The organism is Streptomyces sp. NBC_01089 (assembly GCF_045162975.1).
Lineage (GTDB): Bacteria > Actinomycetota > Actinomycetes > Streptomycetales > Streptomycetaceae > Streptomyces.
This window is the reverse complement of record NZ_CP108660.1, coordinates 7,584,815-7,598,130: the sequence shown is the minus strand read 5'-3', so window position 1 is coordinate 7,598,130 and position 13,316 is coordinate 7,584,815. Positions and strand designations below refer to the sequence as shown.

Here is a 13,316-nt window from a genome sequence, read left to right as displayed (position 1 = left end):
GGAGTCCAGCGCTCCGGACCCCGGGCAGGGCTCTGCGTACGGGCGGGCGGTCCCCGTCGGGCGTCAGCGGCCCTGGAGGGACTTGACGTTGTCGCCGAACGTCCAGTCCTTGGCGCCGTCCCAGTTGAGCGACCAGGTCATCAGCCCCTTGAGGCCGTCGCCGTAGGTGTTCCACGCCTGTGCGACCTGCGCGGTCGGCAGATAGCCGCCGCCCGCGCCGGGCTGGGCGGGCAGCCCGGGCACCTGCTTGTCGTAGGGGACCTTGACCGTGGTGCCCTGGACCGTGAGCCCCTTGTTCAGGCAGTCCGTCTGCGCGGTGAAGCCTTCGACCGTCCCGGCCTCGTACGAGTCGCCGGAGCAGCCGTACATGCTGCCGTTGTAGTACTGCATGTTCAGCCACCAGAGCCGGCCGTTGTCCGCGTACTTCTTCACGATGGGCAGATACGCGCCCCAGATCGAGCCGTAGGTGACGCTGCCGCCGGTGACGTATGCCGTCTCGGGGGCCATCGTCAGACCGAAGTTCGACGGCATCCGGGCGAGAATGCCGTCGATGATGCGGATGAGGTTGGACTGGGAGGCCGAGAGCTGGTTGATGTCGCCGCTGCCGCTCAGACCGGTCTCGATGTCGATGTCGATGCCGTCGAAGTTGTACTTCTGCAGGAGGGGCACCACGGTGTCGACGAAGCGGTCGGCGACCGCGGTGGAACTGAGGTCGATGCCCGCGGTCGCGCCGCCGATGGACATGAGCGTGGTGAGGCCGGAGGCTTTCGCCTGGCACATCTCGGCCGGGGTCGGGACCTTCACCGTCGAGTCCATCCCGTCCTCCCACAGGGCGGTGCCGTCCGAGCGGATGACCGGGAAGGCCGCGTTGATCACGTTGTAACCGTGGGCGGGGATACGGGAGTCGGTGATCGGGATCCAGCCGAGCGGCGGATGCACACCGTTGGCGGCCCCGTCCCAGTTCTCCCAGTACCCCTGGAGCACCTTGCCCGCGGGCTTCGACTTGACCGCGCAGGTGTCCGCGGCCTGCGCGGTGCCGGGCGCGGCGGCGACCAGCAGCTGAACGACGGCAGCCGTCGCGAGACCGGCTCCCAGAAGACGTGCCGTCCGACGGATCATGGCGTGTCCCTTCCTGGCCCGGCACACGGACGGGGCGTGCGGGTCACGCACCTGCCGCGAAGCCTGGGATGTCACGGACCTGTCAATTTAAAGTGGTCCAGACCTGCGGTCAATAGGTCTGGACCAAACCGTGTCAGCGGTACGGGCGGCAGCCCGGCAGCTCACCCCTCGGCCGGGAGCCGTTCGATGGCGACCATCGCCGCGTCGTCGCCCAGGCTGCCTCCGGCGTGGCGCAACAGGTCGGCGCAGAGGCGCTGGAGCAGCGCCTCGGGACCGCCGGTGCCCCAGGAGGCGATCCGGTCGGGCAGCGGATAGAACCGGCCCGCGGCGTCCCGGGCCTCGATGACCCCGTCGGTGTAGAGAAGCAGGACATCGCCCACGCCGAAGGTGAACGTCTCCGCGGCGAACACGCCGCCGATGAGCTGACCGAGTCCCAGGGGCGGGGCGGGCTCCCGCACCGCGAGCGTGTCCACCAGGCCCGCGCGCACGACCAGCGGCGGCGGGTGGCCCCGGCTCACCAGCCGGAGTTCCGGGCCCGCGTCCGGGATGTCCAGCACGGCCGCGGTGACGAAGGTTTCCCCGCTGTCCTCGCGGTCGCCCTCCGCGTCGAGCGGATCGCTCCGGTCGGAGGCGATACCGGCCTCCAGCTGGTCCACGGCTCGGGAGAGCTCCGGATCGCGGTGGGCCAGCGCCCGGAAGGCGCCGAGGACACCGGCGGCCTCGCCCATCGCGTCGAGCCCCTTGCCGCGTACATCACCGATGATCACGCGGGTGCCGGCCGCCGTGCGCGTGAGCGCGTACAGATCACCGCCGAGCTGCGCCTCCCGCTCAGCGGCCAGATAGACCGAGGCGATCCGCAGCGGCCCGGCCCGCTCGGGCAGCGGCCTCATCACCACGCGCTGCACCGCGCGGGCCACCCAGCGCAGATGCGTCATCTCGCGTTCGTGGCGCGCTCTCAGATACGCGAAGAAGGTGACGAAGACCGAGATCAGGAAGAGTGCGGCGAGCTGGTAGGTGTGGTTGAGGTCGGTGACGCTGGCCCGGGTGCCGGCCACGAACGCGTCGGCCGCGAGGGCGACCGCGCCGACGAACGCGGTGCTGCGGGGACCGGCGAACGACGCCGTCACGGCCGGCGCCGCCACCAGGAAGGGCCCGACATGCACGGCGGGCGGGGTCAGCAGGTCCACCACCGTCACCGCGGTGATCAGGGCGAACGGCACCACCATGAGCGCTTTCGGATGCCGTCGCGGCTCCTGGAGCGAGGACAGAAAGCGCAGCGAACTCATACCTCTGCCTACCTCACCGGGCCCGCGCCCGCGCTTCGGACGGACGGCGCACGCCCGGGACGGCCGGGGCCGGTGCGGCCCTGGAGCTGTGGCGGCCGGTGCTCGCCGGGGCCCGGACTCCCCCGGCCGCCGCTCAGCCCTGCTTGATCGCCGAGACGTCGAACTCCAGCACCACCCGGTCGCCGACGAGTACGCCGCCTCCTTCGAGTGCGGCGTTCCACGTCATGCCGTACTCCTTGCGGCTGATGGCGACCTCGCCCTCGAACCCCACCCGCTGGTTGCCGAAGGGGTCCTGGGCGGTGCCGGTGAACTCGAAGTCGATGCTGATCGGCTTGCTGGTGTCCTTGATCGTCAGGTCGCCGGACAGCCGGAAGCGGCTGTCGTCCAGCTGCTCGACCCCGGTCGACGTGAAGGTGATCCGCGGGTAGGCGGGGGCGTCGAGAAAGTCGTTGGTCCGCAGGTGGACGTCGCGCTGCTCATTGCCCGTGTCGATGCTCTCGGTCTTGATCGTGACCGCGACGCGTGACCTGGACGGGTCCGCACCGTCCAGCTGGAGCGTGCCGTCGAACTCGCCGAACGAGCCGCGGACCTTGGTGATCATCGCGTGCCTGGCCACGAACCCGATACGGGTGTGCGCCGGGTCGAGCGCGTAGGTACCGGTCAGGTCGGTGAGAGCGGGCATCGTCATGACGTACTCCAGGGGGTCGCGTGAGAAGGGCACCTCACGCTAGACAGACCGGACGGTACGGCGGCCGGGCCGCGCCCTCGTGCCCGCTCCGGTCACCCCGATGGGCCAAGGGGCGTGAAGCACCCGAATGCCCGCTTCCTGGCCCCTTCGACGGGCGTACGGCCCGGCCCCGGGGTGCCGGAATTGGCGGCCGGACGCACTCTGAGGTCATGGACAGCACACCGATAGTGGTGCATCCGCCCTCCGCGAGCGGAGGACGACGGGTGACGATCCAGGGAGAGATCGCGGGTCTGGCCCATGAGGACGCGGACGTCGTCGAGTTCCTGCGGCGGGCCGGCCTGCTGGACGCGGACACCCTGCTGGACGACGAGGCATGGGTGAAGTGGCGGGGCGGGCGCGCCCACCAGTACGCGGCGGCCTGACCCGGCGCCGCGCCGCGGGCCCGTACCGCTCAGCCGCGGACGCCGTACCGCTCGGCGCCCCGGCGCCGTACCGCCCATCCGCCGGCCGCGTCCCGCTCAGGGGAACAGCGGGCGCCAGGCGATCCGCCAGTGCGGCCCGACCCCGGGTGCGAACAGCTCGCCCGTCGGGGACGCGCGCCTGGCGTCCTCGGAGAGCAGAAAGGGCCTGGGGCAGTAGGACCGTCCGTCCTTGGGCTGACGGACCCGGGTCCGCTCCGTGTAGCCCGCCGAGTCCTCCGGGTGGACATAGACGGCGTCGTACGGCTCGCCCTCGCCCCGGTGGATGGCGGCTTCCTCCTCCCCGGTCGGGAGCGGCGCGCCGGCACCGCTGAGCGCCGCGCCGGCCAGCGCCTCGTACCCGTCCGCCAGGACGTTCGCGACCAGATCCAGCCCGTCGGGGCCGCCGTCCACCGCGTCCTGGGCCGCCCGGGCCGCGTCCTTGGCGGTGGCCGCGAACGCGTCGCGCCGGCCTGACGTGTTGTTGACGGCGGTCCCGAGGGCGAGTTGCGCCGTGTCCCGGGCGAGCAGGGCCGCCTGCCCCGCCGTGGTGCTGCTCGCGGCTTCCCCGGCGGCGTCCGCGGCCGTACGCCCGGTGCCGTCCCTGACCTGGACCTCTCCGTAGGCGGCGGCGCGGGCCGCGGCCCGTGCGGCCCGGGCGATATGGCGTGCCAGTGCCTGCTCAGCGGACTCGGCCCGGCGGACCTGACCGTCCGCGGAGCCGTCGGACTCGGTGGGGTGCGGGGTGCTCATCGGTGTTCCTCCGGCGTCTGCGGACTGACGGCAGACATTCGGAGCTGACGCGGTGGTGGATTGGCCACGCCCTGGAAAGCCCCAACGGGCGCTTCGCCGGGGCGCGCTGCCGGGGCATCAAGCACAGCCGCCGCCCTGACGCGAGTTCGGGGCACGGGGTTCCGTGACGATCATCACGTGTGTTTCCCGGTGTCAGGTGTCAGCCGGATGCCCGGCCCCGGGCGTATTCCAAGGAGAGCGAAAGACGCAGGAACCGCGGGTGACACCGGTCGTCCCGGTACACCCCCACACCAGGAGAGTCCCATGCCGTTCTTGCCGTCCGGGCTGCGTGAGCGCACACCCGGATCCGTACGGTCATCCGGAGCACCGGACCTGCGGCCGCACACAGCGGAGAGCGGAGCCGGGCGGGACAGAATCAGCGGGCAAGGAGCCGAGCCGGGGCCCAACCCGCGGGCGGCCGCACTCCGCGCGCTCCTGCTGCGGGTGAGCCCCGCCGACCGGCAGGTGCTGTGGCTGTATCTGACGACCCGCATGGGCGTCTGGACCACGGCGTACTGCGTCCGCTGGCTCTTCCCCGCCGACCACGACTCCCGTGACGCGGGCCCGCTGCTCGCGCCCTTCCAGCAGTGGGACTGGGACCACTATCTGCACATAGCCCGCGACGGTTACTTCCCCGGCCAGGGCGAACTCCTGCACCGCACCCTGGATCACCGGGAGGCGTTCCTGCCCGGTTTCCCGCTCGCCCTGCGGGCGGTGCACACCGTCGTCACGGACTGGACCGCGGCCGGTCTGCTGATCTCCTTCGTCGCCGGGGCCGTTGCCGTCCTGGCACTCTCCCGGATCACCCGGCTGCATCTGCCCGACCACGGGGCGGGCCGGCGCTCCGTGATGTTCCTGCTGCTCTCGCCGTGTGCGATATTCCTGGCCGCCGGCTACACGGAGGCGCTCTTCCTCGCCTTCGCCCTGCCCGCCTGGCTCGCCGCCCAGCGGCGCAACTGGCCGCTCGCGACCGCCCTGACCGCCCTGGCCACCGTGGTCCGGGTGAACGGCCTCTTCCTCGCAGCCGCCGTCGCACTGCACTTCCTACTGACCGCCCGGGCCGGCCGGCACTGGCGCCAACTCCCCTGGCTCGCCCTGCCCGCCGTGCCCGTGGTCCTCTACAGCGGCTACCTCCACGCCCACACCGGCGACTGGATGGCCTGGAAGCACGCCGAGGAGGAGGGCTGGAACCGCACGTTCCACACCCCCTGGGCCGCCTGGTCCAACACCTGGCACGCCGCGTTCACCCATGCCCAGACCACCGGTTACGCCGTCATGTTCCAGGCCGAACTCCTGGCCATGGTCGCCGGACTCGCCCTCCTCGTTCTGCTGGTCAGGCAGCGCCGCTGGGCCGAGGCCCTGTACATCGGCCTCACCCTGTGGGCACTGGGCACCTCGTACTGGTACGTGTCCATCCCCCGCTCCACCCTTCTGTGGTGGCCGCTGTGGATCACCCTGGCCGGGTGGAGCCTGCGCAGGCCGGGGTTCAAGACCCTCTGTCTCGGCCTCGCCGCTCCCGTGACGACCGCCGTCGCGCTGACCTTTCTGTCGGGCCGCTGGGCGGGGTGAACGGGCGCACGGCCGACTACCCGAACCGCGAACCATGAGTTAGGTTAGGCATGCCTAAGTAGATGCAGTGAGGTCTACCCGCCGCTCCTCTGGAGAACTTGGATGCGTCCTTTCAACTCCCGTGTCACGCACCCGACACCCGCCGAACGCGTGCTGTCGATCCTGACCGCAGCCCACTCCATGACGGTGGTGAGCGACGGCCACGACCCCATCGAGGTGCACCGCCTCGACGGTACGAGCGCGATGGGCCACATCCACCTGCACGCACCGCCCGAGGCCAGCCCCGGGCACCCGGGCACCCGCGTCCCGGTGCGGCTCGAACTCACCGACATCGCGCCCACGCCGGTACGGGACCGGATGCGCGCCCGTGTCACGGTGACGGGTCTGCTGCTGGCCGAGTACAGCACGGAGTCGACCGCGAGCACCTGCATGGAGTTCGGCCAGGCGGTCATCGACGACCACAACGGCCGGGCCTTCGTCACCCACGCCGAACTGCGCACGACGGACCCCGATCCGATCGCCACCCGAGAAGCGGCGATGCTGACCCACCTCGTGGACGGCCACGGCGAACTGATCCCCCTCCTCCTGCGCCTCGCGCAGCCACAGCCGCACAAGGGCATGGTGCGTGTCCTCCCGCTGGCGATGGACCGCTACGGCCTGACCCTGCGTCTGGAGTACCCGGGCAGCCACCGTGACGTACGTCTGCCGTTCCCGAAGCCCGTGGCCCGGATCGACCAGGCAGGCCCCCAGATCCACTCCCTGCTGTCCGCCGCGCGGCGCGCCTCGCACCGCAATCAGCTGCTCACCTGACGACGGGCCGGGGCCCGGTCGGCCCGGACTACGGCTGTTCCGGGCTGACCTGCCGCGACCAGCACGAGACCACGACCAGGAAGGGCCACAGCGCCTGGGCGAAGGTCAGGACACGCTCGGCGATTCCCGGCAGCCAGTGCAGCTGGAGTCCGACGAGGAACCAGACCGCGCAGACCCCCATCGCGGCGGTGGCCCCGATGGTCACGCCCTGCCGCAGGCCCCACGACGCACCCCCGTCATGGACCACGCCCGCGCGCAGCGCCCACGGCGCGTTCCCGCCGCGGTCGACGGCCAGTACCGGCCAGACGGCCAGCAGCCCGAACCCCACGGTCACCACGGCCCCGTGGCCGAACGATCCGCCCGTGGGAGGTGCGGGTACCAGTGTCAGCAGCATCGCGGAGATACCGCCCCCGGCGAGCGCGGCCCGGCCGAGGACCGTGGCGGTACGCAGCCCGACGGCCGTGGCGACATAACAGGCCCCGAGGACGAGCAGCATCCCCGTCATCACTCCGTACCCGGGCATGCCGTACGCGGCGAGGACACTGATCGTGCGGGTCCTGGGGTCGTAACCGGGCCCCTGCATCATCTCCGCGACGTTCCAGCCTCCGAGCAGCAGCACAGGGGCACACCCGGACGAGAGCAAGGCCCACCAGGGTACAAGTCGCATTGCATCACCATAAGATGCCCCACTCCGCGGTCGCCGGATCACACGCGGGAAGCGGCTTCAGGCGGAGCAGCGGGCCGGCTCGTACCGCCGGGTCACCTCACCCCGTGGCCTTCGTGAACGGCAGCACGAGCCGGGAGGGGTGCGCGGCGTCGCGGTAGATCTTGTGGGTGACCGGGCGCCCCACAGGCAGGTGGAAGGCGTCCGGCGGCAGCAGGGCGTTGTGCTCGTCGGCGAGCGGCTCCGCGTTGGAGAGCTCCATGACCAGCTTGTGCCCCGGCAGGAACGTCACCCCGAACGGGTAGACGCGCAGCACGTACTCCTCGATCCTCCCCGGCTCGACCGGCACCGCACGCGTGTGCGGGTGGTGGGGGTCGCCCTCCGTGGTGCGCTCCTCGTCGAGTTCGCGGTGCGATGCCTTGAGGTAGGCGGTGGTGATGAGCTGACGGCCGCCGTTCGGCGCCTCGTCCCAGATGCGCACGATGAAGTTCGTGTCGGGCTGGTCGATCTCCGCGAAGATGTGCGCCGCGCCCTGGCCGATCATCTCGGTGGGCCCGGTGAACGGGGCGGTGCTCCAGCTGAGGATCTCCACCTTGTCGGTCACCGTCAGCGGCGCCTGGTAGAAGCCGTCGGGTGCGGCGTGCTCGGCGCCCATCAGCTCGGGTTCACGGGAGAGCGTGCGGCGCGGGCGCAGATAGAGCGGCTTGTGTTCGACGTCCTTCGGCGGCCACTGGGCGCCGGTGACGGTCTCGCGTGACCCCTCGACGTGCACGGTGACGGCCAGCTCGTCCATGACCCCGTTGTCGACGCCCTTGAGCCAGTACTCGTACCAGCGGAACATCTTGTCGTGCTCCTCGACGAAGGGGCGCGACTGCATGGGCGGGTAGGGGCCGATGTCGAGCTTCTTCGGGCCTTTCAGCGCGTGGTAGAGCTCGATGGTGCCGTCCATCGTCCAGCCGCGGCCCTGGTCGATCTGGAGCCATACGGGGATGTCGATGCGGGGCGCCAGGGTGACCGGGTTGCGCTCCTCGTACCACTCGCCGTCGACCTCGTTCATCACGATGTCGAACCATGCCTCGTGGTTCTTCGGGTAGTTCAGGACGTGGAACAGGTTGGGCCAGGCGGCCACGTCCGGGTCCTTCAGGCGCTCGGCGACACGCTCCTGGATCTCCTGCGGGGAGCAGGTCTCCAGCATGCGGGACTTGACGCCGTCGGTGAAGGCCCAGCCGGAGTCGCCGCCGCGGCCCTCACGGGCGGCGCGCGGCATGAACCACATGACGCCGCCGTGGTACGTGGTCTCGTAGAAGTCGAAGTGGCCGCCGCTGACGAAGATCGCCTTGAGGCTCGGTGGCCGCTCGGCGGCCGCCAGGACCTGCATCGAGCCGAAGTACGAGATGCCGATCATGCCGACGTTCCCGTCGCACCACGGCTGCGCCGCGACCCACTCGATGAAGTCGTACGCGTCCTGGCCGAGCGGGACTCCACCGGCGTTGTAGTTGCCGATGTGCTCGCCCTCGGACGCACCGGACCCGCGCAGGTCACCGATGACGTGGACATAGTCCTCAGCGACGACGCGCGCGATGTCACCGGCCTCGATGCAGCCGTCCCACATCGGGCTGGGGCGGCGCTGCGGCGGTGTGGTGAGCGCGAGGGCCTGGAGTTCCTTGCCGTACGGGCTGAGCGCCACCAGCGCCGGACGCGGTCTGTCGTCCACGCCGCTGTAGGTGTCGGCCGCCAGCATGGCACCGTCACGCATCGGCACCCGGAAATCCTTGCCGACGGCGATCTTCCGGCCGCCCGCCTGGATCGTCTGGAAGTCAGTCATGAGTGCGAAGCTCCTGTACTACGAGGCTGGTTGTGCTGCGTGCGGTAGCCGTGCAGCGAGGTGAAGAACGGCGAAGGCTCCAGCGTGGGGTCGCCGGCGTAGCCGAGGTCATCGGCGGCGGGGGCGAACGGGGAGTACGGCGAGTCCGTCTCGCGCAGACCGGCCTCCAGACAGCCGCAGGCGGCCGCGGAGACACGGCCCTCGGCTTCGAGGCTCTGGGAGAGTGCCTCCTGGGCCTGCGCGGCGTCGAGTTCGACGCCGTACGGAGTGCCGTCGGCGCGGCGGTAGGGGTGGCCGAGATACAGGTGCTGCGGACGGAGTTCGTCACGCACGTACCGCAGACCGGCGCGGTAGGCGACCGGGTCCGTGTAGCCGGGGAAGCCGTTGGCGGCCCCGTGAACCTGTACGGCGTCGCCGACGAACACCGAGCGCCGGCCGTCGATGGCGTAGGCGACCGATCCGGGTGTGTGGCCGGGGATCGAGTGCACCGAGACGGTGACGTCGCCGCCGAGCGAGAGGGTCTCGCCGCCGCTGACGAGCAGGGTGGGCTCCATCTCACCGGAGATCACGGCGTTCGTGGCGGCCGTCACCTTCGCCTCGCCCTCGGGGTCGCCCAGGTACTGGCCACGCCCGGCGAGGTACTCGTCGACGTGGGCCCGCCGTGCGCGGAGCATCGGCGCGTCGGCCTCGTGGATCACCACCTGGGCGCGCCGGCCGGTGAGTTCCCACAGGGCGTGCGCCCCGCCGATGTGGTCGATGTGACCGTGGGTCAGCAGGATCCAGCGCACGTCCTCGATGCGCCGCCCGATCGCCTCCAGCGCGGGAGCCATCCCCTCGGCGGGCGACGAGGCGATCCCCGTGTCGACGACGGCCGGTTCGGGCGCGTCGATGTAGAAGCTGTAGAGACCGAACCGACCCCACGGCGAGACCAGGGGGTGGACGTTGACTGCGTGCGTCATGGCTCTCTTTCCGAACTCGTACGTGGGGTCGGCCGGGTCAGCGGCGGCTGAGGAAGTCGCGTGTCTCGGCGAAGACCTGGTGGTACTCGGGGATCCAGGAGAAGTGCTGGACGAAGCCGTGGCCCGCGCCCTCGTACCGGCGCACCGTCGCCTCCACGCCGGCCTCCCGGAGCCGGTGGCCGTAGAGCTCGCCCTCGTCGCGGAGCGGGTCGTGCTCGGCGGTGACGACGAGGGCCGGCGGCAGCCCGGTGAGGTCCGCCCGCTTGAGCGGCGAGACGAGCGGGTCCGCGGGATCGGCGCCGCTGTCGGTGTAGAAGGCGTTGAAGGGCTTCAGCCCCGCCGTCTCCATGCCGTAGCCCACGGCGTTCTCGCGCAGCGAGGCGTAGCGGGCGGTGTCGAAGTCCAGGTCGAGCGAGGGGTAGTAGAGGACTTGCTGCGTGATCCGGCCGAACCCGTCGTCGTGCGCCTTCGCCGCGACCGCTGCGACGAAGGTGCCGCCGGAGCTGTCGCCCGCGATGGCGAGGGTCGTACCGTCCCAGGACAGGCCGTTGTTCTTGTCGGCGGCCCAGCGCACCACCGCGTAGCAGTCGTCGAGACCGGCCGGGTAGGCGGCCTCGGGTGCCCGGCGGTAGCCGACGGATATGACCTTGAGGCCGGTCTCCTTCGCCAGCGAGCGTGCGACGTGGTCGTGGGTCTCCAGGCTGCCGAGGAAGAAGGCGCCGCCGTGGAAGTAGACCAGTACGCCGTGGCTTTCGGCCTCGGCCGGGGTGTAGATCCGTACCGGCACTTCGCCCGATGCGGTCCGCGCCGTCACGTCGTCGACCGCGTGCAGCGGGAGCCGCTCGTCGAGGGGCGGGACGTGTGCCTCCTCCCCCGCCCGCATGGCGACCGGGTCGAGCGGGCCGTCGGGCGGGGTCGGCAGACCGGCGATGAACGTGGCGATCTCGGGGTGCAGTGTCACGGTGTCAGTCCTTCGCAGCGGCGGCCGCGGGCTTCTGCCCGGGGAAGACCTCGTCGATCTCGTCCTCGGCCCAGCCCTGACGCGAGATCGCCTGCAGCTTGTCGGTCACGGGCTTGCGGGTGGCCTGGAACAGGGCCAGTGCCTCCGGCACGGATGCCGCTTCGCGCAGGGCGTCGGCGAGCGCCCCGGCGTCCTCGACAGCCGAGTTGGCGCCCTGGCCCTGGTGGTGCAGCATCGAGTGGGCCGCGTCCCCCAGGAGGACGACGGAGTCCGAGTGCCAGGTGCCGACCGGGTCGATGTCGTAGACGGCGCGGATGTTCACGGTGTCCATGTCGAGGTTGCGCGTGATGTCCACGAGGCGCTCGTCGAAGCCCTCCACCGTCGCCAGGAGGTCGTCCTTGGTGACCTGCGGCGTCCACGTGCCGTCCGGGCACAGGGCGGTGATGTCGAACGAGACCTGGTCGCGGTGGCGCAGCGGCAGCAGATAGATCTTCGTGCCCCTGCCGATGTACATCCGGAGGTCGTCGTCGACGACCATCCCGTAGGCATCGTCGACGGAGATGACCGCGCGGTAGGCGTGCTCGCCGGAGAACACCGGGCCCTTGTCGCTGAACAGCTGTCGGCGCACCACCGACTTGATGCCGTCGGCACCGATGACCAGGTCGGCCTCGGCGCTCTCGCCGCCGGCGAAGGTGAGGACGGCGCTGTCGCCCTTGTCCTGGACGCTCTCCAGCCTGTGACCGAGGTGCACCATGCCTTCGGGGAGCACACCCAGGAGCGCGTCGATGAAGTCGCCGCGGTGGATCAGGTGGGTGTGGGTCTGCTCGCCGGAGACCGGCCACGCCTCTTTCATGATCGGGCCGCCGGTGGGCGTGAGGATCCGGAAGCACTCGCTGGGCGAGCTCACGCCGGCGATCGCGTCGAAGATCCCCCACTCGCGGAACCGGTTCATGGTGGAGGGGCGCAGACCGATGCCGGCGCCCGCCTCCCGGATCCGGGCGGCCTGTTCGTAGACGTTGACGTCCGCGCCGAGCAGGCTCAGTGCCTTGGCCGCCGCCGCGCCGCCGTATCCCGCCCCGACGACGGCGATCTTCAGGTTCTTCAGGTCTGAGAGCTGCATGGTGGTTCTCTCTGCTTCTGGGGGGTCAGGGCTTCTGGGTGGTCAGGGCTTCTGGGTGGTCAGGGCTTCTGGATGGTCAGGAAGCCGGCCGGGTTGTCGACGAAGATCGTCTTGATCGCGGCCTCGTCGAGGCCGGCGGCGCGGAGGTCCGGGATGAGGTCCTCGAAGAGGTAGTTGACGGTGTGGCCCTTCACACCGGGCCAGCCCAGCGGGCTGCAGTTGGCGTCCGCGGAGGCGAGGACCCGCGTCAGCCGGCCTTCGCCGATGAACCGGAGGAAGTGGTCGAGCCGCTCCCTGCGCGGGCGGGCCCAGAAGGGCGGGTCGGGCAGCTCGGTCTCGTAGCCGAAGGTGTCGAAGCCGATACGGCCGCCCTGTTCGGCGATCCACACGTCGCGGGTCTTGTCGGCGTTCACACCGTCGTCCACATGCCCGAACAGGACGCGGTCGAGGGGCAGTCCCTCGTCGTTGAAGATCGCGATCGCGTTCTCGGCGTCGATCGCGAGGTGGGTCAGGAGCGGCACACCCGTGGTCAGTGAGGCGCGGGCGGCGGCGCGGTAGATGCGCTTGTCCAGGTCCGTCATCCGGCCGCCGCGGCTCACCCCGACCTTGATGACACCGGCGAGGCTGCCGGTGCCGCCGATGCCCACGGTGATCTCGTGGACGAACTGCCGGGTGAGGTAGTCCACGCTCGCGCGGGCGAAGTGCGGCAGTGCGGTGTCGCCGCCGACGAAGCCCGTGCAGGCGACGATGTGGACGCCGGTCTTGGCCGACAGCGACTTGTAGTAGTCGACGTCACGGCCGTTGCAGATCCCGGTCGCGTCGACGAAGGTGCCGCCGCCGTACTCGTGGAACCCGCGCAGCTTCGGGACGGTCTCCTCGTACCGCTGCTCGGGGTCCTTCCACCACTTGGTGTCCAGCTCGGAGCCGGGCATCCCGTAGCCGATGTGCTCGTGGATGGCCACGAACCCCAGCTCGTCGGCGGGGACCGGCCCCAGGACGGTGTTCACTCTCGACACAGCACTCACCTTCGGAGAAAGAGACTTGACGGTCGTTCGGGCGGGCGCT

The 13,316-nt window shown here is 70.8% G+C and carries 13 protein-coding genes; 3 read left to right on the top strand and 10 right to left on the bottom strand.

Annotation, left to right across the window (positions count from 1 at the left end; all coding sequences use genetic code 11):
- Window positions 1-63 precede the first annotated feature (63 nt).
- The 3 genes from OG510_RS34190 to OG510_RS34180 all read right to left on the bottom strand — a co-directional run bounded on the left by OG510_RS34190 (window position 64) and on the right by OG510_RS34180 (window position 3,093).
- On the bottom strand, window positions 64-1,119 hold the full coding sequence (locus tag OG510_RS34190) for a chitinase (RefSeq protein ID WP_406141898.1): 1,056 nt from the start codon (window positions 1,117-1,119) through the stop codon (window positions 64-66).
- A gap of 161 nt (window positions 1,120-1,280) precedes the next feature.
- The gene (locus OG510_RS34185) at window positions 1,281-2,405 is read right to left on the bottom strand and encodes a PP2C family protein-serine/threonine phosphatase (RefSeq protein WP_406141897.1); all 1,125 of its coding nucleotides are present in this window, start codon (window positions 2,403-2,405) and stop codon (window positions 1,281-1,283) included.
- Between the two features lie 133 nt (window positions 2,406-2,538).
- Window positions 2,539-3,093, bottom strand: a complete 555-nt coding sequence (locus OG510_RS34180; RefSeq protein ID WP_406141896.1) for a YceI family protein — start codon at window positions 3,091-3,093, stop codon at window positions 2,539-2,541.
- A gap of 209 nt (window positions 3,094-3,302) precedes the next feature.
- Here OG510_RS34180 and OG510_RS34175 point away from each other — a divergent pair, with 209 nt between their 5' ends.
- Window positions 3,303-3,515: a hypothetical protein gene (locus tag OG510_RS34175; RefSeq protein WP_203600189.1), complete on the top strand. Its 213-nt coding sequence runs from the start codon at window positions 3,303-3,305 to the stop codon at window positions 3,513-3,515.
- Window positions 3,516-3,611: 96 nt separating this feature from the next.
- On the opposite strand, the gene OG510_RS34170 is transcribed toward OG510_RS34175, so the two are convergent.
- Window positions 3,612-4,304, bottom strand: a complete 693-nt coding sequence (locus OG510_RS34170) for a hypothetical protein (RefSeq protein ID WP_406141895.1) — start codon at window positions 4,302-4,304, stop codon at window positions 3,612-3,614.
- Between the two features lie 303 nt (window positions 4,305-4,607).
- Here OG510_RS34170 and OG510_RS34165 point away from each other — a divergent pair, with 303 nt between their 5' ends.
- A complete protein-coding gene (locus OG510_RS34165) occupies window positions 4,608-5,912 on the top strand; it encodes a mannosyltransferase family protein (RefSeq protein WP_406141894.1) in 1,305 nt (434 codons plus the stop codon).
- A gap of 102 nt (window positions 5,913-6,014) precedes the next feature.
- A complete protein-coding gene (locus tag OG510_RS34160) occupies window positions 6,015-6,722 on the top strand; it encodes a DUF2470 domain-containing protein (RefSeq protein WP_406141893.1) in 708 nt (235 codons plus the stop codon).
- Between the two features lie 28 nt (window positions 6,723-6,750).
- On the opposite strand, the gene OG510_RS34155 is transcribed toward OG510_RS34160, so the two are convergent.
- The 6 genes from OG510_RS34155 to OG510_RS34130 all read right to left on the bottom strand — a co-directional run bounded on the left by OG510_RS34155 (window position 6,751) and on the right by OG510_RS34130 (window position 13,267).
- A complete protein-coding gene (locus tag OG510_RS34155) occupies window positions 6,751-7,389 on the bottom strand; it encodes a DUF998 domain-containing protein (RefSeq protein WP_406141892.1) in 639 nt (212 codons plus the stop codon).
- Window positions 7,390-7,486: 97 nt separating this feature from the next.
- The gene (locus OG510_RS34150) at window positions 7,487-9,211 is read right to left on the bottom strand and encodes a CocE/NonD family hydrolase (protein WP_406141891.1); all 1,725 of its coding nucleotides are present in this window, start codon (window positions 9,209-9,211) and stop codon (window positions 7,487-7,489) included.
- Window positions 9,208-10,170, bottom strand: a complete 963-nt coding sequence (locus OG510_RS34145) for an MBL fold metallo-hydrolase (RefSeq protein WP_406141890.1) — start codon at window positions 10,168-10,170, stop codon at window positions 9,208-9,210. The genes OG510_RS34150 and OG510_RS34145 overlap by 4 nt, the downstream gene beginning before the upstream one ends.
- Window positions 10,171-10,207: 37 nt before the next feature.
- Window positions 10,208-11,131, bottom strand: coding sequence for an alpha/beta hydrolase (locus tag OG510_RS34140; RefSeq protein WP_406141889.1), 924 nt, complete (start codon window positions 11,129-11,131; stop codon window positions 10,208-10,210).
- A gap of 4 nt (window positions 11,132-11,135) precedes the next feature.
- Entirely contained in the window at window positions 11,136-12,251 is a 1,116-nt protein-coding gene (locus tag OG510_RS34135) for an FAD-dependent oxidoreductase (RefSeq protein ID WP_406141888.1), read from the bottom strand.
- A 59-nt stretch (window positions 12,252-12,310) separates the two neighbouring features.
- Window positions 12,311-13,267 (bottom strand): phosphotriesterase, encoded by a 957-nt coding sequence (locus OG510_RS34130; RefSeq protein ID WP_406141887.1) that lies wholly within the window; start codon window positions 13,265-13,267, stop codon window positions 12,311-12,313.
- Window positions 13,268-13,316: the final 49 nt, after the last annotated feature.

What these genes read in the sequence shown, in the direction of transcription:
- OG510_RS34190 (WP_406141898.1), bottom strand. Translation starts at nt 1,119, where the DNA reads ATGATCCGTCGGACGGCACGTCTTCTGGGAGCCGGTCTCGCGACGGCT.
- OG510_RS34185 (WP_406141897.1), bottom strand. Translation starts at nt 2,405, where the DNA reads ATGAGTTCGCTGCGCTTTCTGTCCTCGCTCCAGGAGCCGCGACGGCAT.
- OG510_RS34180 (WP_406141896.1), bottom strand. Translation starts at nt 3,093, where the DNA reads ATGACGATGCCCGCTCTCACCGACCTGACCGGTACCTACGCGCTCGAC.
- OG510_RS34175 (WP_203600189.1), top strand. Translation starts at nt 3,303, where the DNA reads ATGGACAGCACACCGATAGTGGTGCATCCGCCCTCCGCGAGCGGAGGA.
- OG510_RS34170 (WP_406141895.1), bottom strand. Translation starts at nt 4,304, where the DNA reads ATGAGCACCCCGCACCCCACCGAGTCCGACGGCTCCGCGGACGGTCAG.
- OG510_RS34165 (WP_406141894.1), top strand. Translation starts at nt 4,608, where the DNA reads ATGCCGTTCTTGCCGTCCGGGCTGCGTGAGCGCACACCCGGATCCGTA.
- OG510_RS34160 (WP_406141893.1), top strand. Translation starts at nt 6,015, where the DNA reads ATGCGTCCTTTCAACTCCCGTGTCACGCACCCGACACCCGCCGAACGC.
- OG510_RS34155 (WP_406141892.1), bottom strand. Translation starts at nt 7,389, where the DNA reads ATGCGACTTGTACCCTGGTGGGCCTTGCTCTCGTCCGGGTGTGCCCCT.
- OG510_RS34150 (WP_406141891.1), bottom strand. Translation starts at nt 9,211, where the DNA reads ATGACTGACTTCCAGACGATCCAGGCGGGCGGCCGGAAGATCGCCGTC.
- OG510_RS34145 (WP_406141890.1), bottom strand. Translation starts at nt 10,170, where the DNA reads ATGACGCACGCAGTCAACGTCCACCCCCTGGTCTCGCCGTGGGGTCGG.
- OG510_RS34135 (WP_406141888.1), bottom strand. Translation starts at nt 12,251, where the DNA reads ATGCAGCTCTCAGACCTGAAGAACCTGAAGATCGCCGTCGTCGGGGCG.